The sequence below is a fragment of the Burkholderia cepacia genome (assembly GCF_029962485.1).
Classification (GTDB): domain Bacteria; phylum Pseudomonadota; class Gammaproteobacteria; order Burkholderiales; family Burkholderiaceae; genus Burkholderia.
Map to the genome: position 1 here is coordinate 1,751,585 of NZ_CP073638.1, position 25,893 is coordinate 1,777,477.

The following is a 25,893-nucleotide window of genomic DNA, read 5'->3' on the forward strand; positions in this document are numbered from 1 at the left end:
TAAAAATTGCTGAATGCATTGCATCGATACAGATTCAATCCGTCGGAAATGGCGTCGAATCCGTGATGTGTTTTATTCGTTCTTTTTCGACGCAAGAATCACAAACGTCCGGTGTTTAGCACGCCCTGGCTAAAATCCTTGCAACGCATTGCATTCATAAAATCGTCAGACTAATATCGACGCCACTTGTCCGGCATTCACAAAATACCGAACGAGGAGCGGGAATATTTTTTACCGCGCTTTCATGTTGAATCACTCATGTTCACCACAGGAGAATTGACATGCAGGACACCCAGCAGATCGAATTGCTTGACTGGATGCAGGAAGACACGCACCCCGAGGCCGTCGACATGATGGTCGAGGACGCCGTAGTGCCGTTCGGCACCGCGCTCTGGCCAGTCTGAGCGGGCCACCCGTTCTCGCGGAAGGGCCGAGGCCCTTCCGCCGCTTCCGGAGATACGCATGCTGAACCTGCACCGCGCGCTCGGGTTTCACCCCGCGCTACGCGACAAGCTGGCGCGCGGCGAGTCGGGAAAACTGCTGGTCGGCCATGACACCCGCAACCGCGACATCGCGTTGCGCGCGTTTTCCGCCCTGCCCGCATCGCTCGACGCCACGACCCTCTGCCTCGAAAGCACCGCCCCCGCCGACATCGCCGCCGCGCTCCACGAAGCCGACCTGTTCGTGCTGCTGTACGACTCGTCGTGCCTGCCGACACCGTCGCCGAGCGGTCCGCCGTTCCTCGCCGCGATCCGCCCGGCGATCGTCGCGCACTGGAGCAAGTCGGTTTTGTTCAAGGATTACGGCCCGCACCTCGACGAGGCGTTCGCCGAATCGCTCGACGACATCGCCGCGCGCAACGGCCGGCTGATCGACGCGGCCGCACACGCATCTCAGATCCGCTTCATCGATGAAGCCGGCAACACGCTGACGGGCTCGCTCGCGCCGGACCAGAAATGGACGAGAGTGGACGGCATGGGCAATCTCGACGTCGTGCCGGGCGAGATCGCGACGCACGTGACCGACCTGAACGGCTCGGTCGTGTTCAGCGGCACGTTTCTCGGCACCGTGCCGTTCGCGATCAAATACAAGGTGGCCGAGCGACTCGCGACGCTGCAGGTCGAGAACAGCACGATCGTCGATTTCGATACCGACGATGCGGGCTTCCGGCGCGATTTCTCGACCTATCTCGACCGCCACGCGAATCACCGGCGCATCGAGGAATTCGGCATCGGCACGAACCTCGGCATACGCGGGCTCTACGGCCGCAACGCGGGGTTCGAGGAACGCCATCCGGGCCTGCATCTCGGGCTCGGCGGCGGCGAAAACGGCAGCCACCATCTCGACCTGATCTTCGCGCGCGGCACGCTCGCGCTCGACGAGCGGATCGTGTTCGACGGCGCGTTCGCCGTCTGACGAGGCAGGTGCTTGCGTGCTCAGGCTTCGGCGGCAGGCGTGTCGCCGAGCCACTTGAACATCACGAGGCAGTCGACGAAGCCGAGCCGCGCATGACGGTATGCGCGCGGCAGCCGGCCGACGATCTCGAATCCCAGCTTCTGCCACAGCGCGACCGCGACCTCGTTCGTCGCGACCACCGAGTTGAACTGCATCGCGAGGAAACCGCGCTCGCGTGCGACCTGCTGCGAGTGCTCGCACATCAGTCGCGCGACGCCGCGACCGCGCGCGGCCTCGCTCACCATGTAGCCGCAATTGCTCACGTGCTTGCCGGGCCCCGCCGCGTTCGCCTTCAGGTAGTACGAGCCGAGCACCACGCCGTCCTCTTCGGCGATCCACGTGCAGAGCGGTGCGGTGAGCCACAGTGCGCGCGCCGCTTCCGGTGTCGGCGCCGGATCGAAAGCGTAGGTTTCCTGAGCAGCGACGATGGCGCGATAGGTCGGCCAGAAGCGCGGGAAATCGTCCTCGGTCATCGGGCGAATCGTGATCATGCGGGTTCTCTCGTGATGGGGATGTCAACAGGCAAGCGATCGATCGTACCGCGATTCATTGACGGTCGCTTTCCCGTTGCGCCGCGCTGCGATACGCGCCCGGCGGCACGCCGTACCAGCGCTTGAATGCCTGCGAAAAACTCGACAGGTCGCTGAAGCCGAGCCGCTCGGCCACTTCCGCGAGCGACAGCCGCGCATCGCCGAGCAGCGTCTCGGCCATCGCGCCGCGTGCCTGCGCGAGCAACGCGCGAAACGTCGTGCCCTCCTCCTGCAGCCGGCGCTTGAGCGTGCGCGGGCTCGTGTTCATCAGCCGCGCCATGTCCTCGAGCGAGAACGGCGCGCTCCCTGGCGTCGAGCCCAGGTACTGGCGCACCATCTCCGACGTGCCCACGCGCGCGCGCCGCGCTTCGACGAGCTGGCCGCACATCTGCTCGCACATCGACACCGTCAGCGGATTCGCGTGCGGCAGCGGCCGGTCGAGAAACGCGCGGTCGAACGCGAGACTGTTCGCGCGCGCCGAGAACGCCGGCTCGATACCGGCGATGCGCGGCGCGGCAAGCGACGGCGAGCGCGCGGCCTGCAGCGTGAAACTCGACAACGTGAAATCGCCGCTGGCGATTTCCTGCAGCAGCACGGCCGCGGCCGTCATGTCGCGTTCGACGAGGAACCGGCTCAGGTCGCCGTCGAGCTCCGGCGCACCGAAGTTGAGTACGCCCGTATCGGGCGCCTCGCGGTACGTGATGACGGTATACGCATACGTGAGCGGCAGGAAGCGCATCGCCAGCGCGAGCGCGTCGCGCCCGGTCGCGCTCGCGATCAGCCCGTAGCCCCACACGCCGTACGCGGAGAAGTGATAGCGCAGGCCGACCTCGAACCCGAGGCCCTGCGCACGGCCGAGCGCGCGCAACAGGTTGCCGGTCAGCCGCAGTTCCTGCGCGGCCGTCACCTCGACTTTCGGATCGTCGAGTTGCGCGTCCGCGAGCCCCGTGCCGGCCAGCAGCGCCTTGTGCGACACGCCGCGTTCGTCGCCGAAATCGACCAGCAGCCGGGCGCTGGCCGGACTCCGGGTGAAGTCCCAGAAGCTCATGCGGAGAAACCCTCGAAGCGCCGATTTGGCCCAAATACTAAAACAATTGTCCCCAAGCAGCATTGGTGTTTTCCCATGCGGCCCGCACCATCGGCGTCATCCAGTCGTCGTCCGAACGACGCCATCGCCCCAGGAGGAGACACCATGCGACCGAGTCGCCCGACCGATCCCGCCGCCTGCGCCCGCATGGCGGCGCGCGTCGCCTGATCCATCGACTACCGAAGAAAGGAGACGATTCCATGAGCAAGACTTTCGACTACATCGTCGTCGGCGGCGGGTCGGGCGGCTGCGTCGTCGCGGGGCGCCTGACCGAGGACCCGGCCGTGACCGTCTGCGTGCTCGAGGCCGGCGGCCGCGGCGACAGCGCGGTCGTCAACGTGCCGACCGGCGCGGTCGCGATGATGCCCACGCGCCTGAACAACTGGGCGTTCGACACGGTGCCGCAGCCGGGGCTCGGCGGGCGCATCGGCTACCAGCCGCGCGGCAAGGCGCTCGGTGGATCGTCGGCGATCAACGCGATGGTCTATATCCGCGGCCATCGCGTCGACTACGACGGCTGGGCCGCGCTCGGCAACGAAGGCTGGGCGTACGACGACGTGCTGCCGTACTTCCGCCTGAGCGAGCACAACGAGCGCTTCGACGATGCATGGCACGGCCGCGACGGCCCACTGTGGGTCAGCGACCTGCGCACCGGCAACCCGTTCCATGCGCGTTACCTGGAAGCCGCGCAACAGGCCGGCCTGCCGCTCACCGACGATTTCAACGGTGCGCGACAGGAAGGTATCGGGATCTACCAGGTCACGCAGAAGCACGGCGAACGCTGGAGCGCGGCGCGCGCGTACCTGCTGCCGCATCTCGGCCGCCGCGACAACCTGACGGTCGAGACGCACGCGCAGGTACTGCGCATCCTGTTCGACGGCACGCGCGCGATCGGTGTCGAGGTGCGGCAGCACGGCGAAGTCCGCACGCTGCGCGCGCGGCGCGAAGTCGTGCTCGCGGCCGGCGCGCTGCAGACGCCGCAGTTGCTGATGCTGTCGGGCGTCGGCCCGGGCCGCGAACTCCAGCAGCTCGGCATCGCGGTGCAGGCCGACCTGCCCGGCGTCGGCCGCAACCTGCAGGATCATCCGGATTTCATCTTCGGCTATCGCACACGCAGCGTCGACACGATGGGCGTGTCCGCGCGCGGCGGCCTGCGGATGCTGCGCGAGTTCGCGCGCTTTCGCCGCGAACGGCGCGGGATGCTGACGTCGAATTTCGCGGAAGGCGGCGGCTTCCTGAAAACGCGTGCCGATCTCGCCGCGCCGGACATCCAGCTGCATTTCGTCGTCGCGCTCGTCGACGATCATGCGCGCAAGCTGCACGCCGGCCACGGGCTGTCGTGCCACGTGTGCCTGCTGCGGCCGCGCAGCCGCGGCTCGGTCACGCTGAACAGCGCCGATCTGCTCGCGGCGCCGCGCATCGATCCCGCGTTCTTCGACGATCCGCGCGATGTCGACGACATGGTCGCCGGCTTCCGGATCACGCGCCGGCTGATGGAAGCACCGGCGCTCGCGAGCTGGATCACGCGCGACCTGTTCACCGCGAACGTGACGACCGACGACGAGATCCGCGACGTGCTGCGGCGACGCACCGACACCGTTTATCACCCGGTCGGCACCTGCCGGATGGGTCACGATGAAATGGCCGTCGTCGATCCGCAACTGCGCGTGCGCGGCGTGCAGGGGCTGCGCATCGTCGATGCGTCGGTGATGCCGACGCTGATCGGCGGCAACACCAACGCGCCGACGATCATGATCGCCGAGAAGGCCGTCGACCTGATGCGCGGCGTGCGCCGCGTGCCCGCGCGGCCGCATGCCGAAACCGACGATCCGTCGACGGCGCGCGACGCCGTTCTTGCCCCCTGCGCCACGCACGATGTCGTCCAGCCCGAGGAAACCCGCCATGCTGTCGCCTGATCCCTCCCGTTCCGCCGGCTCCGCCGCGCCGCTTGCCGCGATCATCATCGGCGCCGGCTTCGCCGGCATCGGCATGGCCGTCGCGCTGCAACGCGCCGGCATCCACGATTTCGTGATCGTCGAACGCTCGCACGACGTCGGCGGCGTATGGCGCGACAACAGCTACCCGGGCGCCGCGTGCGACGTGCCTTCGCACCTGTACTCGTTCTCGTTCGAACCGAATCCGGCCTGGTCGCGCGTGTTCGCACCGCAACCGGAAATCCATGCGTACCTGCAGCATTGCGCGCGCAAGTACGGCCTCGCGCGCCACCTGCGCTTCGGCGCCGAAGTCGAGCACGCGCGCTACGACGAAGCCCACGCGCTGTGGCACGTCACGCTCGCCGACGGCACGACGCTCGGCGCCGCCGTGCTCGTCAGCGGCACCGGCCAGTTGAGCCGTCCGGCGATGCCCGACCTGCCCGGCATCGACACCTTCCGCGGCCGGGCATTCCACTCCGCGCACTGGGATCACGACTATTCGCTCGCCGGCAAGCGCGTGGCCGTGGTCGGCACCGGCGCGTCGGCGATCCAGTTCGTGCCTGCGATCGCCGGCAGCGTTCGGCACCTGGCCGTGTTCCAGCGTTCGCCGGCCTACGTGATACCGCGCCCCGACCGCGCGTATCGCCCATGGGAGCAGGCGCTGTTTCGCCGGATGCCGTGGGCGATGAAACTGCATCGCGCATCGATCTACCTGCGCTACGAATCGCGTGCGATCGCGTTCACGCGCCTGCACGGGCTGATGAAAGTCGCGGTCGGCCGGCCGTTCCGCAAGCTGCTTGCGCGCGACGTGCCGGACCCGGCGCTGCGCGCACGGCTCACGCCCGACTACCCGATCGGCTGCAAGCGGCTCCTGCTGTCGAGCGACTACCTCGCGACGATGAGCCGCGAGCACGTCGAACTCGTCACGCAACGGATCCGGCGCGTGACCGAGGACGGGATCGAAACCGCCGACGGCGTCCATCATCCGGTCGATGCGATCGTCTACGGCACGGGGTTCGCGGCGACCGAGTTCCTGTCGCCGATGCGCATCACGGGCCGCGACGGGCTCGACCTGAACGACGCGTGGCGACGCGGTGCGCAGGCCTATCTCGGGCTCACCGTGCCCGGCTTCCCGAATTTCTTCATGCTGTACGGCCCGAACACCAACCTCGGTCACAACTCGATCGTCTACATGCTCGAAAGCCAGATCGCGCACGTGATGCGCTGCGTGCGGGCGATGCGGCGCGACGGCGCGCGCGAGATCGACGTCGACGCGCGCCGCTACCGGCGCTTCAACGCGCACGTGCAGCAGCGGCTCGCCGGTTCGGTGTGGAGCGGCTGCAAGAGCTGGTACGTCGATGCATCGGGGCACAACAGCACGAACTGGCCGGGCTTCACGCTGACCTACCGGTGGATCACGCGGTTCACCGGCATGGCTGCGTACCGCTTCACGCGTCCGTTGCCCGAGCCGGCCGCGCCGACGCGCGGCGCGGTGGTCGCACCACCTGCCGGCGGGCTGGAGGCGCTCGCCGCCGCGTCGCTGCGCGGCTTCCTGCGCGTCGCGTTCCGGCCGCTGATCGGGCCGCCGTTCGGGGCGCGCATGCAGCGCCGTGTCGTCGCGCTGCTGTCGCCGCTGATGCCCGGCGTGGGCGGCACGCTGCGCTACCGCCTGTCCGCGCACGGCGTGCCGGTCGAAGTCGTCGCGCCGAAGCGCGGCGATACGGGTGGTGCGATCCTGTATCTGCACGGCGGTGCGTTCTGCCTTGGCGGGCCGCATACGCATCGCGGCGTGACGACGCGGCTCGCGAACGATGCGGGCCTGCCGGTGTGGGTGCCCGATTACCGGCTCGCGCCCGAACACCCTAGCCCGGCCGCGCTCGACGATGCGCTGGCCGTGTACGACGCGATGCGCGCGCAGGGTCATGCGCCGCACCGGATCGTGATCGCCGGCGACTCGGCCGGCGGTGCGCTGGCACTCGCGCTCGCGATCGCGCTACGCGAGCGCGGCGACCCGGCCGCCGCCGCGCTGCTGCTGATCTCGCCCGTGACCGACCCCGCGCTCGGCGGTGCGACACTCGCCTCGCGCCGCCACGACGATCCGATGATCCGGCGCGGCTGGCTCGAACAGGGGCTGCGCTGGTACCACGGCGCCGGCTCGGCCGTCGCGCGCGGCCCGCTCGACACCGACCTGCGCGGCCTGCCCCCGATGCTGGTCCAGGCCGGCGACCAGGAGGTGCTGCTGTCGGACGCACAGCGGCTGGCCGATCACGCGAGCGCGTGCGGCGTGCCATGCCGGCTGGAGATTCATGCGGCGCGCTGGCACGTGTTTCATCTGCAGGCGTTTTACTTGCGCTCGGCGCGCGATGCGTTGCGGACGCTGGCGGCGTTTGCGTCGGCACGGGTGGCTGCAACGGCATGATGATCTGGCGGCGATACGCGGCGATCGGCGCATCCGCGTATCGCCGCGCATCGCTTGCAACGAAGCGACACCGTCTTGCGAAAACCGGCCGTTTATTTTTTTCCGTCGCGCGCGGCCGTCATGATCTCCGCAAGCCCCGGCGCGCCGCCGGGGCGACAACCACCCCACTCAGGCGGACACATCATGAAAAGAAGGCACACCCTCAACGCACTCGCACTGCTCTGTTGCGTCGGCATCCAGTGCGCGACGTCGGCGTTCGCCGACGAGCCGAAGAAAGTCGCGTTCGTCGACACGGGCAACACCGGGCGCAGCGTGATGGCCGAAGCGATCGCGGGCCAGTTGATCGCGCAGCGCCATGCGCACATCGCCGTGATCTCGCGCGCGGTCGACGAGGATCCGTACGACGAAAAACCGGAAGAGAACGGCGTGATCCTGATGAAGCGGCGCGGCATCGACACGTCCGCGCATCGCTCGGTGCAGTTGAACGCAAACGACATCAAGCATTCCGACGTGATCCTGACGATGACCGACAAGCACAAGGAGAAGGTGCTCGCGCTCTATCCGTCGGCCGCCGGCAAGGTGTTCACGCTCGCCGAGTATGCGTCCGGGAAGCACCTCGACGTGCCCGATGCCTGGGGCAAGCCGATGGATTTCTACGAGGCGGTGACCGCGCAGCTCGACACGTACATCCCGGCCGCGCTCGACAAGGTCGCGACGGCCGCGCCGGCGAAGCAGTAACGCACGAAGGCCTGTCGGCTCGCCGGAAGCACGGCGTGCCGGCAGGTCTGCTGTTCGCGAACGTCCTCCTCGCTCTGGTTCGCCCATCCTTTTATGTAGCTTATAAGCTATAATTGCGTTCAAGATCGAACTGGAACCGGAGGCAATCATGACCAAACTCAAAGGCGCGGTATCGCACCACGACGCGGAAGTTGCCGAACTCGGCGCCGACCGCGAACTCGCAGTGGCCTATCTGCGCGTCGCGATGGAATCGCTCGACGATCCCGACAATCGTGCGGCCGGCCTGCTCGCGCTGCGCACGGTCGCGGAAGCCTACGGCGGGCTCGGCGCGGTCGCGGCCGAAGCCGGCATCAGCCGCGAATCGCTGTATCGCACGCTGTCCCCGAACGGCAACCCGACGCTGAAGACCCTGCTCGCGGTGCTCAAGACCGTCGGCCTGCGCCTGTCCGTCGTCCCCGCGCAGCCCGCGCACGCATGAGCGCCCCCTTCCCGCTCACGGCCTGACCATCCACACGAGCAGCATCTCGGCCGGCGCGGCCGTCATCCCCGCCGGCGGACGCTCGATCGTCGGCTCGACCGCCAGCGCCTGCGCGATCGCTGCCGCGTCGTCGATCGTCGTCGTGCGCACGATCGTCATCAGGCGCGCCGGCCGGTGCAGCGCCTCGCGATACAGCGCGCCGTACCACAGCGGCCGCATGCCGAGCGCGTCCTGCAGCACGTACGGATAGCGCCACAGCCGCAGTACGAGGCGACTGTCCGGGTGGGCCGGATCGACGCGCACGAACACCCGGCGGGTGCTTTCGCCGTGCGTGTAGCGCGGCAGCACGGGCAGCGTATCGGCCGGCGCCTGCGGCAACAGCCAGCGCAGCGCGGTGGCCGGCGACCACGGCGTCGCGCGCTGCCAGCCGGCCTGCGCGAGATGCCGGTCGAGCGTGTCCGATGTCGCACTCCATTGCAGCGGCAGATATTCCTCGCGGTCGCCGCCGATCTCGGTGCGCCGCGTCGGCACGCGCTGCCACCCGCCGCGCAACCACTGGTCGACGGTCATCGCGACCACGTCGCCGACATGCGGGCGCGCCGCGCGATCGAGCTGCCATTGCGCAGGGATCGTCCATACGCCGGCCGTCGCGAGCACCACGAGCACCGCGACGAGCGCACCCCGCGGCTGCACATGCTCGCGCACGCGCCAGTACGCATACGCGCCGGCGAGCAGCGCGAACCAGGCCAGCCCGAGGCTCCATCCGCCGAGCAGCCCCGACAGCCAGGTATCGCCGACGTACAGCCGCGCGAAACCGCCGAGCACGATCCACAACACGACCGCCGTCACGACCGGAATGCGCCACAGCGCGGGCCGGTCGCGCGTGATCACCCAGCCGAGGCCGCTGCTCGCGAGGATCGCAAACGCGGCATCCGCATCGGGCAGCGGTACGTGCGGCGCGCCGGGCGGCAGGCTCGCGGGTGTCGCGCCCGGCACGAGCGCGCCGAACGCCGGTACGAGCACGACGGCGACACCGACCGTCGCGAGCCACCACGCGGCAGTCAGCCAGCAGCGATGGATCATCAGCCAGACCAGAAACGCGGCCGCGACGATCAGCCCCGTATCGTGCCCGTGCAGCACGGCAAGCGCACTCATCGCGGCGTCGACGGGCGGGGTGCGCAGGTTCTGCAGGAACGCATACAGCGCGATGTCCGCGTGCATCAGCGGATCGTTCGCGACGACGTCCTGCACGATCCCCGCGAACAGCCACACGCAGCCGACGAACAGCAGCGCGAGCACGGGCACCGCGCCCGGCAGGCCGCGCACATAAGCGATCGCGTCGTGCAGCCGCGCGCCGAAGCGCGGCCAGCGGCGCGCGCATGCGTGCACGGCTTCGACGAGCGCGCGGCGCAGCAACGGCCAGCCGCGCCGCAGCGCGACGCGTACGCCGATCCACACGAGCGCGACCAGGGCGGCCACGACCAGCAGGATCGCGGCAACCCGCACGCTGATCGCCGCGGCCAGCGCGGCCGACGCGCCGAACAGGATGCCCGGCGCGACATGTACGGGCGCCCACACGAGCGCCGACACGACGTTGACCGGATAGAACGACCGGCGCGGCAGCGTCGCGCAGCCGACGACGACCGGCACGACCGCACGCACCGGTGCGAGGAAGCGGGCGAGCACGATGCTCTTCATCCCGTGACGCAGCACGAACTCCTCGCCGCGCGCGTACGCGTTCGCATAGCCAAAGCGCGCCCACACGTTGCGGATCATCCCGCGATAGTGCCGCCCGAGCTCGTAGCTGATCCCGTCGCCGACCACCGCGCCGACGGCCGCGACGCCGATCGTCGTCCACCCGTCGAGCGCGCCGGCGCCGATCAGCGCACCGGCCGCGAACATCACCGCGCCGGCCGGCACCACCGTGCCGATCAGCGCGATCGCCTCGGCGCACGCCGTCACGAACACGATCGCCAGCACGAGCAGCGGATGCGCGCCGATCGCGCCGATCCACGCGTGGATCGTGTCGCTCATCGCACGCCCCGTGGCGAAACGATCCGGCAGGCGAACACCGGATCGGCGATGGCAGGGGGAATGGTCATGGCGGAGTGCGCGCGGTCGCGCCGGCGTAAGCGGTCAATCTAACTCGTGCTGCCGCGCATCGACCTCGAGCGGCGCATCGTGGTAGCCGACCGTCGCGATCTCCTGCAGATAGCGCGCCAGAAATGCGCCGATCGACCCGGCGGCCTCGTACTGATGCACGTGACGGAATTCGTGGGTCAGCAGGCGGCGCGTGTCCTGCCCGCGCAGCACGTACACCGCATGGCCGAGCGTCAGGCCGATCGTCCCCGGCGACAGCAGCCCCGTGTCGCGGGCGATCGCAGCCAGCGACGGCGTCTCGGGGAACGGCATGCGATCGACGATCACGACTCGGATCCGTTCCGGCCGGGCAACGCCCACCGTGCGTGCATCGTCGGCCTGTGCCGCCGTCAGCGGCGTGCCCTGCGCGATCCCGCGCGCCGCCTCCGCTTCAGCCCACGCGACGGCGGCAGGCAACGCGGACGGCAGGATATCGGCAAGGTCAATCATCGCAGTGCTCCCCGGTGGGTGTAGTGGCATCGGGCACCAGTTTAGTCCCGATTCGTAGCGGTTCGAGGCGCGGTTCGCGTCGCGCCGCGCCGGTCCATCCCAGGCATGGCGATGATCAGGGAATACCCTTATCTTCGCGTACTACCCGCCGTGCCCTTTCCCGTCGATTATTTCGTTTCAGTACACATTCCGCGACCAGCTATCTCGAAAATTTCCCGGATGAGTACCGTTTTCGGATTCGACGGAATATATTGGTCAGAAGAACAGCCGCGGCGATAACCGGACAAGCAGTTCGCGGCGTGATCCCGAAGAGGACCGCTAGATGATCAGGGTAATTCTGGCTGACGATCACGCAGTCATGCGGGACGGACTGCGTTACATCCTGGAGATGGCCGGCGGTTTCGAGATCGTCGGCGAGGCGAGCGACGGCTCGGCCACGCTCGCGCTCGCCGAACGCGCCGCCGCCGACGTGCTGCTGCTCGACCTGTCGATGCCCGCGCCGACCGGCATCGAGCTGATCCGGCTGATCAAGAGCCATGCGCCGTCGCTGCGCACGCTCGTGCTGACGATGCACGCCGAGGCGCAGTACGCCGCGCGCGCGTTCAAGGCCGGCGCCACCGGCTACCTGACGAAGGACAGCGCGACCGCCGAGCTCGTCGAAGCGGTCGGCAAGGTCGCGGCGGGCGGCATCTACGTGAGCCCGTCGGCAGCCGAAAGCCTCGCGCGCACGCTGCGCGCGCCGGCACTGACATTGCCGCACGAGCGGCTGTCCAACCGCGAACTCGACGTGATGCGCCGCATCGTCGCCGGCCAGACCGTCACGCAGATCGCTTCCGAACTCGCGCTGAGCGCGAAAACGGTCAGCACATACAAGACACGGATCCTCGAGAAGATGGAATTGCCCCACGAAGCCGCACTGGTCCGCTACGCGGTGCGCCACGACCTCGACCCCGGCGCCAACGACGCATGACGGCCGCCTTCCGCTTCCCGCCCGCGCCGCCGGACGACGACGATCCGGACGCGTCGCGCCTGTTCATGTCGTCGCTGCCGCCGGGCCGGCGCGAACGGCGGTTCGCGCTCGCGACCGTGCTCGTGTCGGCCATGATCTTCGCCGCGCTCGCGCCGTTCGCGGGCATGCCGCTCGCGCCGGGCTGGGCGTTCATTCCCGTGTACCAGTCGGCGATCGTCGTCAACGACATGGTGACGGCCGGCCTGCTGCTCGGCCAATACGCGATCCTGCGCCAGAAGCCGCTGCTCGTGCTCGCGGGCGGCTACCTGTTCACGGGCTTCATGGCCGGCACGCACATGCTGACCTTTCCCGGGCTGTTCGCGCCGCACGGCCTGCTCGGCGCCGGCGACCAGACCACCGCGTGGCTGTACCTGTTCTGGCACGGCGGCTTTCCGCTGGCGGTTTCCGCGTATGCGCTGCTGCGTGCGACCTTGCGCGCCCGCCCGATCCCGACCCCGCAGCGCCGTGCGGCGATTCCGGTGGTGTTCTGCATCGCGTCGGCGGTCGCCGCGACGGTCGCGCTCGCGCTGCTCGCGACGGCCGGCCACGACCTGTTGCCACGCATCATGAACGGCAACCGGATGGCCGCAACGATGACGAACGCGATCACGGTCGTCTGGGGGCTGAACCTGGTCGCGCTGATGCTGATGTGGTGGCAGCGGCGCCGCCATTCCGTGCTCGACTTGTGGGTGATGACGGTGCTCGTCGCGTGGCTGTTCGACATCGCGCTGTCGTCGATGCTGAATCACGGGCGCTACGATCTCGGCTTCTATGCGGGGCGCGCGTACGGCCTCGTCGCGTCCGGCGTCGTGTTGTTCGCGATGCTGTTCGAGAACGGCCGGCTGCATGCGCAAACCGTGCGAGCACTGGCCGGTGCGCGCTATCAGCACCTGCTCGTCGTGCAGAAAAGCGCGCAGCTGAACGACGCGAACGAACGCCTCGAACAGCGCGTCGCCGCGCGCACCGCGCAACTGAGCGCGTCGAACCGCGACCTGCGGCGCGAAGTCGAGGAGCGCGTGCGCGCGGAGCGGGCGCTGCAGGCGTCACGCGAAGAATTGCGCGAGATTGCTGCGATCAGCGCCAGCGCGCGCGAAGCCGAGCAGCGCCGCATCGCGCGCGAACTGCACGACGAACTCGCGCAGTCGCTCGCGGCGCTGAAGAACGATCTCGAATGGCTGATCGACCGCGTGCCGCAGGACGACGCGCAACTCGCGCGCAAGATCGCGGCGATGCATACGCTCGCGCGCGGTGCGGTGGCCGCGACGCGGCGCATCGCGTCCGACCTACGTCCGCTGATGCTGGATGACCTCGGGTTCGCCGCGGCGATGCAATGGCTCGTCGAGGATTTCCGGCACCGGCATGGGATTGCGTGCTCGCTGCACGTCGAGCCGCCCGAGCTGCAGCTCGACGAGCCATATGCGACGGCCGTGTTCCGCATCGCGCAGGAAGCGCTCGCGAACGTCGCACGGCATGCGGCCGCGTCGCATGCGGACGTCGAACTCGTGCACGGCGGCGATGCGATAGCGCTGACGATTCGCGACGACGGCGCGGGATTCGATCCCGGCGTGCCGCGCAAGTCAGGGTCGTTCGGGCTGGTGGGATTGCGCGAGCGCGCGTATCTGGTGGGCGGCACACTGCGGATCGCGACGACGCTCGGCGAAGGCACGACGGTCGAGGTCGAAATTCCGCTGACGCATGCGCCGGTTGCGGTCGCGCACGGCGGGGATGGGGGTTCGCGGATCGATCGCTGATCGAGGCGGCAATATCGGCGAATGCCGGCTGCCGCGTCGATCACGCATCAGTGGTAGTCATCTTCCCGTTGATGACGTACGGCAAGAATCGTGACTTGCTCGGCCGCTTCAATCTCGAACAGCAGGACATAGCCCGATGTGCCGAAGGACACGATCAGCTCGCGCAAAAACGGATTTCCAGCGTCGATCTTGCGGCATGTGAAGGGAAACATTCGCAGCATGGCGACACCTTGTTCGATCGCATCGGCAGCCCGCGCCGCTGCGTCGATATCGCGTTCGAGCAGGTATCGATACATCCGTATCAGATCCTCACGGGCCGCGCGTGTATATCGGACCCGATAGATCAATCAGCCGCCTTCCCTGCTCGCGCAGCCTTCAGCATGCCCTCGAGTTCGGCCTGCACGTCGACAGCATCGACGTATTCACCGGTTCGGCGCGCCTCGTCGCGCGATGCAAGGCCACGGGTGACAAACTCACGCTGCAGTCGGCGACGCGCGATACCATCGCGCAGCGCCGACTCCATGAACGCAGACAGCGTCTCGTTTTCCTCAAGGACCGACTCCGCCGCCTCCCGCAATTGCGGATCGACACGTAGCGCCGGCATGGTCGCGGTTTTCATCGAACACTCCATGCATTACATATGTAATGCATGGTAGCACGCCCTCTTTTACGCGTGCAGTCGGCCATTCGGCCTAACCAACGTATCCGGGACCACAATCCGGCCGCACCGCCTCACACCCGCGCCGCCACCATCCCCCGCTCCGAGCGCGTCCACGCGACCAGCGCGCCGATCCCGAGCAGTGCGAGGCACACGATCGGCACGATCATCGGCCCAAACGCGGTGCCCGTCACCTTGCCCGCGAACGGCATCAGGTTCTGGCTGAAGAAGCCGCCGAGGTTGCCGATCGAGTTGATCGCCGCGACACTCGCCGCCGCCCGCGCGCCGGTGAAATAACGCGGCGGCATCGACCAGAAGCACGGATACAGCAGCGGAATGCACGCGCCGCCCAGCACGAGCGCGATAAAGCGCAACGGCGTCGACGGCAGCACGAGGCTCATCAGGAAACCGAGCGCGCCGAGCGCCGCGACGATCGCGATCGTGCGCAGGATGCTCTTCGCGCGGCGCAGTTTCCCCGGCAGCCACACCAGCAGCAGCACGGCAAGCGCCCACGGCAGCATGCTCAGGAAGCCGTTGGTCGTGCTCGACACGCCGAACGATTTCACGAGCGTCGGCAGCCAGTACGTAACACCGTACAGCGACGTCGACATCAGCATGTAGGTTGCCGCGAACAGCATCACACGCGGATCGAGCAGCGCCTTCCACGGCTGGCCGTGTTCGGCCTGCGCGGGCTTCTCACGCTCCAGCGCGGCCTCGACGATCTGTTTCTCGCGGTCGTCCAGGAAACGGGCGTCGCGCACCGATGCGGGCAGCACGCGGAACACGACGATCGCGACGATCACGGCCGGGATGCCCGTTGCAATGAACACCCACTGCCAGCCCGCCAGCCCCCACACGCCGTTCAGGCTCAGCAGCACGCCGCCGACCAGCGAGCCGAGCATGTTCGCGAGCGCGCTGCCGAGCGTGAAGATGCCGAGCACCTTCGCGCGGTAGCTCTGCGGGAACCAGAGCGTCAGGTAGTAGATCACGCCCGGATAGAAGCCGGCCTCGGCGATGCCGAGCACGAAGCGCAGCGCGCAGAACGCGGGCATCGACGTCGTGAAGCCCATCAGCACCGTGATGAGACCCCACGTCAGCATGATCCGCGCGAGCCACACGCGCGCGCCGTAGCGATGCAGCGCGAGCGTGCTCGGCACCTCGAACAGCAGGTAGCCGATGAAGAACAGCGAGGACGCAAGCCCGAACGCGGCCTCCGTCATCCCGAGGCTGTGCACCATCTGCAGTTTCGCGAAACCGACGTTCTGCCGGTCGATGAACGCGATCAGGAACATCACGACGAGGATGGGCAGCAGGCGCCGCGCCATCTTCGACATGATGCGCTGCTCTTCGGCGGACGCGGGGTCCAGGGTGTCGGTAGCGTTCACTTCAGGCTCCTTGCGTGAATCGGTTGCATGTCGGTTGCGTATCGGTTGAATCTGCGCGGCGCACGGCACGCGCGCGGCGCAGGATGTCTCGTTGGATGGAGGCGGCGACGTTCAGCCCGACCGGTAGGCGTCGAGCATCGGCGCGAACATCTCGTGCCACGCGCGCGGCTTTGCCTTGATCGTGCCGGCGAGGTAAAGGAATTCGACGTAGTCCATCAGTTGGTTCGGAAGCACCGAGAAGCGCGTGTCGGGCGCGGCGAGCATTTGCATCACATCGTCGTGCGACACACCGACACCCGACGACGCCGCATACAGCGCGGCCGCCGCGCGCGGATCCTGCACGATCAGGCGGTTCGCTTCGTCAAGCGCGGCGATGAAGGCCACCGCCAGCGCGGGCTCCGTATCGACGAGCCGCTTCGGCGCGAACACGACGTCGAGCGTCAGCGGGCCGAGCACGTCGACCGAATTCACGACGCGATGAATGCCCGGCTGCCGCAACTCGAGCGTCGAGAACGGTGGCGACGTGAAGTGCGCGGTGACGCCGCTCTCTCGGCGGATCAGCGCCTGCATCGCCTGCGGATGCGGCAGGTTCACGGTGATCGAATCGAGCTGCGCGAAATGCTTCGGGCCGAGCTGCCGGCTCGCAACCATCTGCAGCACGACGGCCGACAGCGACGTGCGAATGCCCGGCACCGCGATCCGGTCGGACGGCGTGAAGTCGCGCAGCGACGTCAGGCCCGGACGGTTCGCGTTCAGCGACAGCGACGTGGTCGACAGCCCGCTGATGCCGATCACCTCGACGTTCGGAATGCCGCGCGCCCGCGCCCACAGCTCGATGAAGCCCGGCGCGCCGGCGCCCGCGAAATCGAGCGTGCCAGCCATCATCGCGTCGTTGACGGAATTGCCGCCGTCGAGCAGCACCCAGTCGACCGCGACGTCGCACACGCCGTGGCGCGCTGCGTGCTGCTCGAACAGCCGCTGCTTCTCCATCACGAGCAGCGGCAGGTACAGCACGCCATAGCCTTTGGAAATCCGCACCGTGCGCGGCTTCGCCCGCACGAGCGCCGGTGCGGCGAGCACGCCGAGACCGGAGGCGATCAGTGCGCGGCGGCGCGGCGACGTCGTCATGCGCACGCCGCCATGCGTCGGACGGCAAACGGCCACGCGAAGGCCGCCGGCGCGCCGCGTCGCGCGTTCGTCGCTCCCGTGACATGCTGCATGTTGCCGTCTCCTTGAATAATTCTGGTATTAATGCCGTCCTTGCCTGCTGCTTCCGGCTCGACACAGGTTATCGACCGAGTCTGAGAAAATGCTGACATCCCGCCCTCGGGAAAACCCCTAATCCACCTACCTGCAAAACGGCACCATGCGCATTCTCGTCGTGGAGGACGATGCCGAAATCGGCGCGGCGATCCGCAGCCGCCTGGCGCGGCTCGGCCACGCGGTCGATCTCGAAACCGACGGCGCGACCGCGCACGGGCTGCTGCGCGTCGAGCGCTTCGACCTCGTCGTGCTCGACGCGAACCTGCCCGGCATGGACGGCTTCACGGTATTGCGCCACCTGCGCGCGTCGGGCAGCACGACGCCCGTGCTGCTCGTCACAGCGCGCTCGGCGATCGACGATCGCGTGAGCGGCCTCGGTCTCGGCGCCGACGACTATCTCGTGAAGCCGTTCGACTATCGCGAACTCGACGCGCGCGTGCAGGCGCTCCTGCGCCGCAACAGCGGCCACGCGAACGACGTGCTGACGCTCGGCGGCCTCGCGATCGACCGTAGCAGCCGCCTGGCGGAACTCGACGGCCAGCCGCTGTCGCTATCGCGCCAGGAGTTCGCACTGCTCGAAATTCTTGCGAGCCGGCCACAGCGCATCTTCTCGAAGGATGAACTGCTGAACCAGCTCTTCAGCTTCGGCAACGAGCCGACCACGAACGCGGTCGAGCAGTACGTGACGCGCGTGCGCAAGAAGCTGCAGGGCAGCTCGGTCGAGATCCGCACCGCGCGCGGGATGGGGTATCAGATTGTCGCGCATTGACTGGTTCCCGAAGACGCTGTTCGGGCGCACGCTGCTCTTCATCGCGCTCGTCGTCGCGACCGGCGCGCTCGCGCTCGCGGCGATCGCGCGATATTACGCGGGCGTCGCGGCCGAACGCGCGTACGACCAGTTGCTTGCGGGCGCATCGATCCAGGTCGCGGAGAATCTCTACGTCCAAGGCGGCGTGCTCGCGCTGAATCCGCCGGTGGCCGCGCTGTCGACGCTGTCGCGCTACGACCTCGTCTATTACAAGGTCGTCGATTCGCGCGGCGTCGTCGTGGCCGGCTACAACGATCTCGCAAGCCCCGCGACGCTCGCCGCCGCGAAACAGGGCCCCGCGTTCGCGAATGCGGTCTACCAGGGGCACCGGATCCGCACCGCGACGATCGCGCGCTACATGCCCGAGGAAAGCACGCCGGGCTGGGCGCTCGTGACAGTCGCGCAAACCACCAACGCACGCCAGCAGCTCACGAACGACATGAGCATCAAGGTGTGGACGCTGATCCTGTTGATGAGCGTGCTCGCGATCGGCGCAAGCGGCCTCGCGATCCGGCGCGGCCTGCGCCCGCTCGCGCAGATCGGCACGATTATCGCCGCGCGCGATCCGGCCGACCTGCGGCCGGTGGCCGTCGATACGCCGAGCGAGATCGATGCCATCATCGGGTCGATCAACGGGCTGATGCACCGCCTGGCCGAACGCATCAACGCAATGCAGCGCTTCATCGCCGATGCCGCGCATCAGATGCGCACGCCGCTTGCGCGGCTCGACGCGCAGATCGAGCTGCTCGACGGCGAATCCGATCCCGCGCGTCACGCGGCGCGGCTCGATGCGCTGCGCGCGACCTCCTCGGACGTCGGCCGGCTCACCGGCCAGTTACTCAATCACGCGATGGTGATTCATCGCACCGAGGCCGTGCCGCTGCAACCCGTCGAACTCGTCGCGCTCGCGAAAGAGGTGCTCGGGCGCACGATTCCGCTCGCGGGCGAACGCGATGTCGCCGTTGCGTTCGCGAGCGATGCGCCGCTGGCATGGATCGACGGCGACGCGATCAGCCTGCAGGAAGCGCTGTCGAACGTGCTGCACAACGCGCTGCTGCACGGCCATGCCGATGACATCGTCGTATCCGTCGCGACCACGGGCAATGCCGACGGCGCGGTCACGCTGACCGTCACCGACAACGGCAGCGGGATTCCGCGCGAGCACTGGGATGCGGCACTGCAGCCGTTCGTGCGGATCGCGCCGGACGGCAGCGAGCGGCGCACGGGGTCGGGCCTCGGGCTCGCGATCGTGCAGGAGGTGATGAAGGCGCACGGCGGGCGCATCGGGTTCGCGTTTCCCGATGGGGGCGGGTTTGCGGTGGTGCTGACGTTTCCGCGCGCGGCGGGAAGCGGCGCGGAAAAGGCATAGGCCGGCTCCGAGCCGGCCCGTGTGCGGCAGACGCTTAATCGTCGTTGTCGTCGTCGAGCCGGTTGCGCTCCGCATGCCGCGCCACCAGCCGATCCAGCTCGTCATACTGACGATCGCAGAACAACCGGCACAACGTGTCGACCTCCGCGCGCGTGTCGACGTCGATCGTGTCGACGTGCTGTTCCGGCTTTTCCTTGCCGAGACCGAACAGTCCCTTCTTCATCCGCGTGGAAACCGCATTCAACTGGAAGCCGTCTGCATGCGCGTCGCTCAGCGCGGTCACCCATAACTCCCGCTGATCGTCAGCATGCTGCAGTACAAGGGCCGGCAACGGGCCTTCCTGCGTATCGTCCCATTCGGCATGCTGCGCCGCCCACGGGAACGAGTCGAATGCACGCGTGAACGACGCGTAGTCGGTCGCACCCTGAGAGTCGAGTTGATTGTAGTCGTAGCCGGTTTTCTGAATGGAATACGTCAACATGGCGCGGTAGCCCCCGTGGCATTCAAGATCAGGAGAGCATCAATCTACCCTGAATTTCGGTGTCCATCATTATTTTCCCCACGGCTCACGAACGTGCCTTCGCCGCGCTCGATCGCTGGTATCTCGACTATGCCGAAACCGCCACGCCCGGGATGCTGTCCGAATCGATTCCCTTTGCGTTCACCGACGGCGACAACGGATACATGACGCGCAAAGAGATGCTGATCCATGTCGTTACGCACGGTGGCTATCATCGCGACGAAGCCGGAAGACTGATGATCCAGGCAGCCGCGCGTTCGGGGCAGGACATCAAGCTGCCGTGGGACACCTACGCCGTTCATCTGCACCGGACGGAGCCCGCGTGCAGGCTTCAGGGCAAGACCGAAGCGGCGAACGCGGCAATCGCCGGGCGATAGGTGGGCGCCCCGCCCGCTACGCCGCCACCGCTTCCCCGCCCAGATACGCATCGCGCACGCGCTCGTCGTCGAGCAACGCCTTCTCGGGCCCTCCGAGCACCACACGCCCGATCTGCAGCACGTACCCGTATGCGCGATCTCCACCGCGAGGCTCGCGTTCTGCTCGACCATGAACACCGTCACGCTCTGCCGGTTGATCGCGCCGATCTGTTCCAGCACCTTGTCGACGTAGAGCGGCGACAGCCCCATCGTCGGCTCGTCCATGCGGAACGATGACCCGCTCTATTTCGCTACGGGAACAGGTATTCGCATTTTCTCAATCGGGCAAATGTTACAAAAGCGTGACAGTATTTGTGCGATTTCCACGATTGTGCTCGAATCGCGCTGCACTTTGCTCACGACATGAGGAAACGCAACCAAATGGAAATCGAAGGTCAGAAGTTGCCGTATCACAAACCGAACAAGCTGCTTTGGAGATGGGCACGCTGCGAAGGTGACGAGGGATGCAGAATAGCCCGTGGATTGCGTCTCTCGATAGGCCGACTGCCGCCCATTCCCGATTCAAAGCCACCGGCGAAAAAACCGATGAGGTCACAGAAGACAGCCCGCCCGGACCCTGCCATGAAGATGCTCGACGACATCGAGCGCATGGCAAACGCCTACTCCAGATTAAAAAAATGGCTCGACACCCCCTCCCCACCGAAGCCGTCGACTCCTGAGCCGAAAAGAAATGATGCAACGGTCGAGCCGTTTGACATTCAGGAAATACCCGGTGCAATGCGAAAACTAATGATGCCGGTATCAGCGACACTCATGGACAAGTGGTTTTCCGGCCGCTTGAATTATTCCCCGACCGTTGAAGACGAGCGAAACGGTATCAATCAAGATGGTGTTCCATATCCCCCGGACATGATCGACACGACGACGGTCAAGCTGGAGTGGGTGTTGAAATACGCCAGAGCGAAAGAACGGTTCGACCACCTCACTTCGTCGGCGATCCATAGCAATGCCGCGACACGCGTGATGCGCGATCGTTTGCTACCGTACAAAAACCGCTATCCGATCCTTTCCGTCTCCGACGTATGCGGCGACGACATCCAGTCGATCCATCGCCACTTTCATGTTCAATACGCCCGGGTAGAAGGAACGTTCGAACAGAAAGCATTGCAGTACCTGAAGCGCCTCATCGAATCCAATGGCATTCCCGACGATCTGACGGGCGCACTTGGATCATTCAATTTATACGCGGCCATCGAGCGTGCAGAGATTAGCCTTGACGGGACCATGGCTGCGGTCACGCACATATCCGTCTACGTCAAGGACAACTACACCTTTGGAAGCGAACCAGGCGAACCGTCTCAGTATTTGGGCCACTGGAACGCACGAAGCGTAAATCTCGTCCCCGCGACGCTTGCGACAAGTGCGGCCGGTCAACCGTGGATAGATTATCCGGTTGGTGTCGGCGACCTACGCAAGAAGGACAATTTTCTCTACCCGGTTCGAAATCAAGATTTCAGAGCCTGGCAAGCAAGGCATCGCCGCGGAGGCGATTTCTTCATCTATTCCGATCGACGGATCATTCGCCTTCAATACCCAATCTATCTGTACCTGTCATGACACTTGCTTCGAAACACTTCATGCGCGTCGCAATTGCCGTGGCACTGGTCATCATGCTCATTCCCTATATGTGGCGAGCGGATGTCCGAAAAAGAACGACCGAGCTGAACAAGTGCCATACGGAGCGATCTCGTGCGGACAATGGACGCTACACGGCAACGTATTGTTATGGGCCGGGTGAAGATGTCGTGCTGCGCCTGTACCGCTCAAGCAGCATGAACTTGCTGGCCGAGCGCCTGTTCAGCTATCCGCGGGACGAACCGGTCAGACTAACTTGGAACCGGGACGCAGTCGTGTACGACACCGCCGCCTCAGACGGTGACGGCATCATCACGCTTCCCCCCTCGTTGATCGACCGCTTGCGGGCAAAGCTCCCTTAGCGGTCTCATGCGATCGTTGCTCGGCATGGAACATACATGTTGTCCATAGCCTTGCATGTCGCCAATTACGCCGCCACGGCCTCCCCGCCCAGATACGCATCGCGCACGCGCTCGTCGTCGAGCAACGCTTTCGCGGGCCCTTCGAGTACGACGCGCCCCATCTGCAGCACGTACCCGTAATGCGCGATCTCCAGCGCGAGGCTTGCATTCTGCTCGACCATGAACACCGTCACGCCCTGCTTGTTGATCGCATCGATCAGTTCGAGCACCTTGTCGACGTAAAGCGGCGACAGCCCCATCGTCGGCTCGTCCATGCAGATCAGCTTCGGCCGCGCCATCAGCGCACGCGCCATCGCGAGCATCTGCTGCTCGCCGCCCGACAGCGTGCCGGCACGCTGCGTCAATCGCTCGCGCACACGCGGAAACAGGTCGAGCACACGCTCGTAGTCATCGGCCACGGCCGCGCGATCGCCACGCGTGTACGCACCCATCAGCAGGTTCTCGCGCACGCTCATGTCGCCGAACAGCCGCCGCGCCTCGGGCACGGCCGCAATGCCGCGCCGCACGCGCTGCGGCGTCGCGAGCGCCGTCACGTCGTCGCCGTCGAAGCGCACTACGCCGTGCTTCGGCCGCATCAAACCGAGAATCAGCTTCATCGTCGTCGACTTTCCGCTCGCGTTGCCGCCGAGCAGGCTGACGATCTGCCCGCGGCCGACTTCGAAGTTCACGTCGAAATGCACCTGCACGGGCCCGTAGAACGTGTCGAGATGTTCCAGTTTCAGCAGTGCGTCGGTCATATTCGTTCGCAATCCGGAAGAAGCGGCGCTCATGCGGCCGCCTGGGTCGTGCGATCGGCCGGCGCGCCGCCCGCATGGCGGCGGCCAAGGTACGCCTCGATCACGCGCGGATCGTGCCGCACGTCGCGCGGCGCGCCTTCGGCGATCTTCACGCCGTTGTCGAGCACCATCACGCGGTCGGACACGCGCATCACGAGTTCGAGCTTGTGCTCGATCAGCAGGATCGTCAGGCCGCGCGCCTTCAGCGACTGGATCAGTTGCAGCATCTCGGCCGTCTCCGTCTCGTTCATCCCGGCCGTCGGTTCGTCGAGCAGCAGCAGGCGCGGATGCAGCGCCAGCGCGCGGCCGATCTCCACGCGCCGCCGGTTCGCATACGACAGGCTGTGCGCCGGATGATCGATGCGCGGCGTGAGCCGTTCGCCGAACCCGGCGACGATCGCGCGCGCCTCGTCGCGCAAAGCGGCTTCCTCGCGCCGCACCGACGCCGGCCGCACGAGCGCACGCAGCACTTCGGCGGCCGCGCCAAGCGCGGGCCAGCCGGGCCGCGCCGCGCGCAGCCGCGCATGCGCACCGATCAGCACGTTGTCGAGCACGCTCAGGTTGCCGAACACGCGACCGTGCTGGAACGTGCGCGCAATCCCGAGCGCCGCGAGGCGTTCGGGCGCCGTGCCCGTGATGTCGCGGCCGTCGAAGGTCACGCGGCCGGCATCGGGCCGGTCGGCGCCCGCGATCAGGTTGAACAGCGTCGACTTGCCGGCCCCGTTCGGGCCGATCACGCTCAGCAGTTCGCCGTCGGCGAGCGTGAGGCTCGCGCCGTCGAGCGCGGTCACGCCGTCGAAGCGGCGCGTCAAACCCTGCACTTCAAGCAAAGGTCCAGTGGTGGTCATCGCATTCCTCTCCTCACACCGTACCGAGCAGGCCCTGCGGCCGGAACCGGACGAGCAGCAACAGCACGAGGCCGTAGATCAGCATCCGGTAGTCGGCCGCCCAGCGGAACAGTTCGGGCAGCCCGATCAGTGCGATCGCGCCCGCGATGCCGCCGAGCACGTTGCCGAGCCCGCCGAGGATCACCATCGTCAGCGCGAGGATCGACACCTGCGAATCGAAGGTCTGGTGATTGATGTAGCTGTACAGGTGCGCGGCAATGCCGCCGCTCACCCCGGCCGCGACACCGCCGACCGCGAATGCGATCGCCTTGTAGCGGTTCGGCGCGATGCCGTGCGCACGCGCGGCGACGTCGTCCTCGCGCACCGCGCGCAGCGTGCGGCCGAGATGCGAACGCAGCAGCCGCACCTGCACGAGCGCGAACGCGACGAGCACCGCGAACGTGAACCAGTACGCGGCGCGCGCGGTGCTCGCCCACGGCAGCGGCGCGATGCCGGTGATGCCGAGCGGGCCGCGCGTGAGGCCATCCCAGTTCAGGATCACGAGGCTCACCACTTCGCCGATGCCGAGCGTCGCGATCGACACGTAGTGCCCGCGCAGCCGGAACGCCGGGTAGACGAGCAGCGTGCCGAGCACGGCCGTGATGATGCCCGCGCACGGGATCGTCACGGCCGGCGACCAGCCGAGATCCGACGACAGCAGCGCGGACGCATACGCGCCGATCACGAGCAGCGCCGCGTGGCCAAGGGAAATCTGCCCGACCGTGCCCGCGACGAGCGTGAGGCTCAGCGCGAGCAGCCCGTACAGCCATGCGTTGGTGAGCGTCTGCAGCACGTAAGGCGACGCGCCGAGCCACGGCAGCACGGCCGCCAGTGCGATCAGCGCGACGAGCACCGGACGCGGTACGCGCACGGCCTTCGCGGCCGCGAGGAAGGTGCCCGTCATCGGCTCGGGAGGCAGCGCGCGTTTCGCGCTGAACAAACCGTTCGGCCGCCACACGAGGAACACGATCAGCAGCCCGAACGCGAACAGGTCGCGATAGCTCGTGCCGAACAGCGCGACGCCATAGCTTTCGACGAGACCGAGCAGCAGGCTGCCGGCGATCGCACCCGGCACGTTGCCGAGTCCGCCGATCAGCAGCGCGACGACGCCCTTCAGCGTGGCCTGGAAGCCCATCGCCGGATCGATGCTGTTGTAGTACATGCCGACCAGCAATCCGCTCACGCCGCCGAGCGCGCACGCGATCGCGAACACGGTCTGGTTCACGCGGTCGACGTCGACGCCCATCTGCAGCGCCGCGTCGCGATCCTGCGCGGTCGCGCGCACGGCCCAGCCGAGCCGCGTGAAGCGCAGGAAGCCGTACAGCAGCGCGGCCGCCGCGATGCCGATGCCCGCGATCAGCAGGTCGAGCGAGCCGAGCGTCGCACCGGCGATCCGCACGTGCCAGTCGGGCAGCGGCGTCGGCACCGCGCGCGGGTCCGCACCGAAGGCGAGCTGCGCGAGCTGGTCGAGGATGAAGCTGATGCCGATCGTCGCGAGCAGCGGCGCGATGCGCGCCGCGTGGCGCAGCGGCCGCAGCCCGATCCGCTCGATCGCGACGCCGAGCGCGCCGCAGCCGACGACGACGGCCGCCAGCGCGACTGGCAGCGGAAGCCCGAAGCGCGTCAGGCACAGCCAGCCGATGAATGCGCCGACCATGTAAACCGAGCCATGCGCGAAGTTGATCAGGTGCGACACGCCGAAGATCAGCGCGAGCCCGACCGCGAGCAGCGCGTAGATGTTGCCGACGATGAGGCCGTTGAGCGTGTAGTCGAGCCAGGAAGCCATCACGATGCGTCCGTCAC

Annotated in this window: 25 protein-coding genes and 1 pseudogene; 13 read left to right on the forward strand and 13 right to left on the reverse strand. The window is 67.2% G+C overall.

Going from position 1 to position 25,893, the window contains the following annotated elements:
- Positions 1-281: 281 nt before the first annotated feature.
- Both KEC55_RS24185 and KEC55_RS24190 read left to right on the forward strand, forming a co-directional pair.
- Positions 282-404, forward strand: coding sequence for a hypothetical protein (locus KEC55_RS24185; protein ID WP_006766865.1), 123 nt, complete (start codon positions 282-284; stop codon positions 402-404).
- Between the two features lie 58 nt (positions 405-462).
- A complete protein-coding gene (locus KEC55_RS24190) occupies positions 463-1,416 on the forward strand; it encodes a leucyl aminopeptidase (protein WP_282507665.1) in 954 nt (317 codons plus the stop codon).
- A gap of 20 nt (positions 1,417-1,436) precedes the next feature.
- On the opposite strand, the gene KEC55_RS24195 is transcribed toward KEC55_RS24190, so the two are convergent.
- Together KEC55_RS24195 and KEC55_RS24200 are read right to left on the reverse strand one after the other, a co-directional pair.
- Positions 1,437-1,946 carry a GNAT family N-acetyltransferase gene (locus KEC55_RS24195; protein ID WP_282507666.1) on the reverse strand — a complete coding sequence of 170 codons (510 nt, stop codon included), beginning with the start codon at positions 1,944-1,946 and terminating at the stop codon, positions 1,437-1,439.
- Between the two features lie 55 nt (positions 1,947-2,001).
- Positions 2,002-3,033: an AraC family transcriptional regulator gene (locus KEC55_RS24200; RefSeq protein WP_282507667.1), complete on the reverse strand. Its 1,032-nt coding sequence runs from the start codon at positions 3,031-3,033 to the stop codon at positions 2,002-2,004.
- A 239-nt stretch (positions 3,034-3,272) separates the two neighbouring features.
- Between KEC55_RS24200 and KEC55_RS24205 the strand changes: the two genes are divergently transcribed.
- The 4 genes from KEC55_RS24205 to KEC55_RS24220 all read left to right on the forward strand — a co-directional run bounded on the left by KEC55_RS24205 (position 3,273) and on the right by KEC55_RS24220 (position 8,641).
- Complete coding sequence (locus KEC55_RS24205) at positions 3,273-4,988, forward strand: GMC family oxidoreductase (protein ID WP_282507668.1); 1,716 nt, start codon at positions 3,273-3,275, stop codon at positions 4,986-4,988.
- Positions 4,975-7,425 carry a flavin-containing monooxygenase gene (locus KEC55_RS24210; protein WP_282507669.1) on the forward strand — a complete coding sequence of 817 codons (2,451 nt, stop codon included), beginning with the start codon at positions 4,975-4,977 and terminating at the stop codon, positions 7,423-7,425. The genes KEC55_RS24205 and KEC55_RS24210 overlap by 14 nt, the downstream gene beginning before the upstream one ends.
- Before the next feature lie 183 nt (positions 7,426-7,608).
- On the forward strand, positions 7,609-8,163 hold the full coding sequence (locus KEC55_RS24215; RefSeq protein WP_282507670.1) for a protein tyrosine phosphatase: 555 nt from the start codon (positions 7,609-7,611) through the stop codon (positions 8,161-8,163).
- Between the two features lie 148 nt (positions 8,164-8,311).
- Entirely contained in the window at positions 8,312-8,641 is a 330-nt protein-coding gene (locus KEC55_RS24220; RefSeq protein WP_011356110.1) for a DNA-binding protein, read from the forward strand.
- 15 nt (positions 8,642-8,656) lie between these two features.
- On the opposite strand, the gene KEC55_RS24225 is transcribed toward KEC55_RS24220, so the two are convergent.
- A complete protein-coding gene (locus KEC55_RS24225) occupies positions 8,657-10,675 on the reverse strand; it encodes an LssY C-terminal domain-containing protein (RefSeq protein ID WP_282507671.1) in 2,019 nt (672 codons plus the stop codon).
- A 102-nt stretch (positions 10,676-10,777) separates the two neighbouring features.
- Positions 10,778-11,230: a hypothetical protein gene (locus tag KEC55_RS24230; RefSeq protein ID WP_282507672.1), complete on the reverse strand. Its 453-nt coding sequence runs from the start codon at positions 11,228-11,230 to the stop codon at positions 10,778-10,780.
- Between the two features lie 322 nt (positions 11,231-11,552).
- Here KEC55_RS24230 and KEC55_RS24235 point away from each other — a divergent pair, with 322 nt between their 5' ends.
- Both KEC55_RS24235 and KEC55_RS24240 read left to right on the forward strand, forming a co-directional pair.
- A complete protein-coding gene (locus tag KEC55_RS24235) occupies positions 11,553-12,200 on the forward strand; it encodes a response regulator (RefSeq protein WP_282507673.1) in 648 nt (215 codons plus the stop codon).
- Positions 12,197-13,990, forward strand: coding sequence for a sensor histidine kinase (locus tag KEC55_RS24240; RefSeq protein WP_282507674.1), 1,794 nt, complete (start codon positions 12,197-12,199; stop codon positions 13,988-13,990). The genes KEC55_RS24235 and KEC55_RS24240 overlap by 4 nt, the downstream gene beginning before the upstream one ends.
- A gap of 47 nt (positions 13,991-14,037) precedes the next feature.
- Here the strand turns inward: KEC55_RS24240 and KEC55_RS24245 are convergent, their stop codons facing one another.
- The 4 genes from KEC55_RS24245 to KEC55_RS24260 all read right to left on the reverse strand — a co-directional run bounded on the left by KEC55_RS24245 (position 14,038) and on the right by KEC55_RS24260 (position 17,161).
- Positions 14,038-14,286, reverse strand: a complete 249-nt coding sequence (locus KEC55_RS24245; RefSeq protein ID WP_432626297.1) for a type II toxin-antitoxin system RelE/ParE family toxin — start codon at positions 14,284-14,286, stop codon at positions 14,038-14,040.
- Positions 14,287-14,333: 47 nt separating this feature from the next.
- The gene (locus KEC55_RS24250; protein WP_282507676.1) at positions 14,334-14,609 is read right to left on the reverse strand and encodes a YlcI/YnfO family protein; all 276 of its coding nucleotides are present in this window, start codon (positions 14,607-14,609) and stop codon (positions 14,334-14,336) included.
- Positions 14,610-14,722: 113 nt separating this feature from the next.
- Positions 14,723-16,033, reverse strand: coding sequence for an MFS transporter (locus KEC55_RS24255; protein WP_282507677.1), 1,311 nt, complete (start codon positions 16,031-16,033; stop codon positions 14,723-14,725).
- A gap of 111 nt (positions 16,034-16,144) precedes the next feature.
- Entirely contained in the window at positions 16,145-17,161 is a 1,017-nt protein-coding gene (locus KEC55_RS24260) for an ABC transporter substrate-binding protein (protein ID WP_282507678.1), read from the reverse strand.
- Between the two features lie 238 nt (positions 17,162-17,399).
- On the opposite strand from KEC55_RS24260, the gene KEC55_RS24265 reads away from it, so the two are divergent.
- Positions 17,400-18,065 (forward strand): response regulator transcription factor, encoded by a 666-nt coding sequence (locus tag KEC55_RS24265; protein WP_176046277.1) that lies wholly within the window; start codon positions 17,400-17,402, stop codon positions 18,063-18,065.
- A complete protein-coding gene (locus KEC55_RS24270; RefSeq protein ID WP_282507679.1) occupies positions 18,052-19,473 on the forward strand; it encodes a sensor histidine kinase in 1,422 nt (473 codons plus the stop codon). Before KEC55_RS24265 ends, KEC55_RS24270 begins: the two co-directional genes overlap by 14 nt.
- 34 nt (positions 19,474-19,507) lie before the next feature.
- Here the strand turns inward: KEC55_RS24270 and KEC55_RS24275 are convergent, their stop codons facing one another.
- A complete protein-coding gene (locus tag KEC55_RS24275) occupies positions 19,508-19,954 on the reverse strand; it encodes a hypothetical protein (protein ID WP_282507680.1) in 447 nt (148 codons plus the stop codon).
- A gap of 59 nt (positions 19,955-20,013) precedes the next feature.
- Here KEC55_RS24275 and KEC55_RS24280 point away from each other — a divergent pair, with 59 nt between their 5' ends.
- A complete protein-coding gene (locus tag KEC55_RS24280; RefSeq protein WP_282507681.1) occupies positions 20,014-20,370 on the forward strand; it encodes a DinB family protein in 357 nt (118 codons plus the stop codon).
- A 16-nt stretch (positions 20,371-20,386) separates the two neighbouring features.
- Here the strand turns inward: KEC55_RS24280 and KEC55_RS24285 are convergent.
- Positions 20,387-20,634 (reverse strand): annotated as a pseudogene (locus tag KEC55_RS24285) (ABC transporter ATP-binding protein); the annotation flags it as partial.
- A gap of 156 nt (positions 20,635-20,790) precedes the next feature.
- On the opposite strand from KEC55_RS24285, the gene KEC55_RS24290 reads away from it, so the two are divergent.
- Together KEC55_RS24290 and KEC55_RS24295 are read left to right on the forward strand one after the other, a co-directional pair.
- The gene (locus KEC55_RS24290) at positions 20,791-21,987 is read left to right on the forward strand and encodes a DUF6402 family protein (RefSeq protein ID WP_282507682.1); all 1,197 of its coding nucleotides are present in this window, start codon (positions 20,791-20,793) and stop codon (positions 21,985-21,987) included.
- A 20-nt stretch (positions 21,988-22,007) separates the two neighbouring features.
- On the forward strand, positions 22,008-22,367 hold the full coding sequence (locus KEC55_RS24295; RefSeq protein ID WP_282507683.1) for a hypothetical protein: 360 nt from the start codon (positions 22,008-22,010) through the stop codon (positions 22,365-22,367).
- A gap of 65 nt (positions 22,368-22,432) precedes the next feature.
- Here KEC55_RS24295 and KEC55_RS24300 read toward each other — a convergent pair whose 3' ends face one another.
- The 3 genes from KEC55_RS24300 to KEC55_RS24310 are packed head-to-tail and all read right to left on the reverse strand — an operon-like array spanning position 22,433 to position 25,876.
- On the reverse strand, positions 22,433-23,197 hold the full coding sequence (locus KEC55_RS24300) for an ABC transporter ATP-binding protein (protein ID WP_282507684.1): 765 nt from the start codon (positions 23,195-23,197) through the stop codon (positions 22,433-22,435).
- On the reverse strand, positions 23,194-24,051 hold the full coding sequence (locus KEC55_RS24305) for an ABC transporter ATP-binding protein (RefSeq protein ID WP_282507685.1): 858 nt from the start codon (positions 24,049-24,051) through the stop codon (positions 23,194-23,196). Before KEC55_RS24305 ends, KEC55_RS24300 begins: the two co-directional genes overlap by 4 nt.
- Positions 24,052-24,064: 13 nt before the next feature.
- Positions 24,065-25,876 (reverse strand): ABC transporter permease, encoded by a 1,812-nt coding sequence (locus KEC55_RS24310; RefSeq protein ID WP_282511414.1) that lies wholly within the window; start codon positions 25,874-25,876, stop codon positions 24,065-24,067.
- Positions 25,877-25,893 lie beyond the last annotated feature (17 nt).

Coding starts and splice junctions, on each gene's coding strand:
- KEC55_RS24225 (WP_282507671.1), bottom strand. CDS start 10,675: ATGAGCGACACGATCCACGCGTGGATCGGCGCGATCGGCGCGCATCCG.
- KEC55_RS24300 (WP_282507684.1), bottom strand. CDS start 23,197: ATGAGCGCCGCTTCTTCCGGATTGCGAACGAATATGACCGACGCACTG.
- KEC55_RS24305 (WP_282507685.1), bottom strand. CDS start 24,051: ATGACCACCACTGGACCTTTGCTTGAAGTGCAGGGTTTGACGCGCCGC.
- KEC55_RS24260 (WP_282507678.1), bottom strand. CDS start 17,161: ATGACGACGTCGCCGCGCCGCCGCGCACTGATCGCCTCCGGTCTCGGC.
- KEC55_RS24230 (WP_282507672.1), bottom strand. CDS start 11,230: ATGATTGACCTTGCCGATATCCTGCCGTCCGCGTTGCCTGCCGCCGTC.
- KEC55_RS24265 (WP_176046277.1), top strand. CDS start 17,400: ATGCGCATTCTCGTCGTGGAGGACGATGCCGAAATCGGCGCGGCGATC.
- KEC55_RS24275 (WP_282507680.1), bottom strand. CDS start 19,954: ATGTTGACGTATTCCATTCAGAAAACCGGCTACGACTACAATCAACTC.
- KEC55_RS24245 (WP_432626297.1), bottom strand. CDS start 14,286: ATGTATCGATACCTGCTCGAACGCGATATCGACGCAGCGGCGCGGGCT.
- KEC55_RS24205 (WP_282507668.1), top strand. CDS start 3,273: ATGAGCAAGACTTTCGACTACATCGTCGTCGGCGGCGGGTCGGGCGGC.
- KEC55_RS24240 (WP_282507674.1), top strand. CDS start 12,197: ATGACGGCCGCCTTCCGCTTCCCGCCCGCGCCGCCGGACGACGACGAT.
- KEC55_RS24210 (WP_282507669.1), top strand. CDS start 4,975: ATGCTGTCGCCTGATCCCTCCCGTTCCGCCGGCTCCGCCGCGCCGCTT.
- KEC55_RS24190 (WP_282507665.1), top strand. CDS start 463: ATGCTGAACCTGCACCGCGCGCTCGGGTTTCACCCCGCGCTACGCGAC.
- KEC55_RS24220 (WP_011356110.1), top strand. CDS start 8,312: ATGACCAAACTCAAAGGCGCGGTATCGCACCACGACGCGGAAGTTGCC.
- KEC55_RS24200 (WP_282507667.1), bottom strand. CDS start 3,033: ATGAGCTTCTGGGACTTCACCCGGAGTCCGGCCAGCGCCCGGCTGCTG.
- KEC55_RS24250 (WP_282507676.1), bottom strand. CDS start 14,609: ATGAAAACCGCGACCATGCCGGCGCTACGTGTCGATCCGCAATTGCGG.
- KEC55_RS24295 (WP_282507683.1), top strand. CDS start 22,008: ATGCGCGTCGCAATTGCCGTGGCACTGGTCATCATGCTCATTCCCTAT.
- KEC55_RS24310 (WP_282511414.1), bottom strand. CDS start 25,876: ATGGCTTCCTGGCTCGACTACACGCTCAACGGCCTCATCGTCGGCAAC.
- KEC55_RS24290 (WP_282507682.1), top strand. CDS start 20,791: ATGGAAATCGAAGGTCAGAAGTTGCCGTATCACAAACCGAACAAGCTG.
- KEC55_RS24215 (WP_282507670.1), top strand. CDS start 7,609: ATGAAAAGAAGGCACACCCTCAACGCACTCGCACTGCTCTGTTGCGTC.
- KEC55_RS24195 (WP_282507666.1), bottom strand. CDS start 1,946: ATGATCACGATTCGCCCGATGACCGAGGACGATTTCCCGCGCTTCTGG.
- KEC55_RS24185 (WP_006766865.1), top strand. CDS start 282: ATGCAGGACACCCAGCAGATCGAATTGCTTGACTGGATGCAGGAAGAC.
- KEC55_RS24235 (WP_282507673.1), top strand. CDS start 11,553: ATGATCAGGGTAATTCTGGCTGACGATCACGCAGTCATGCGGGACGGA.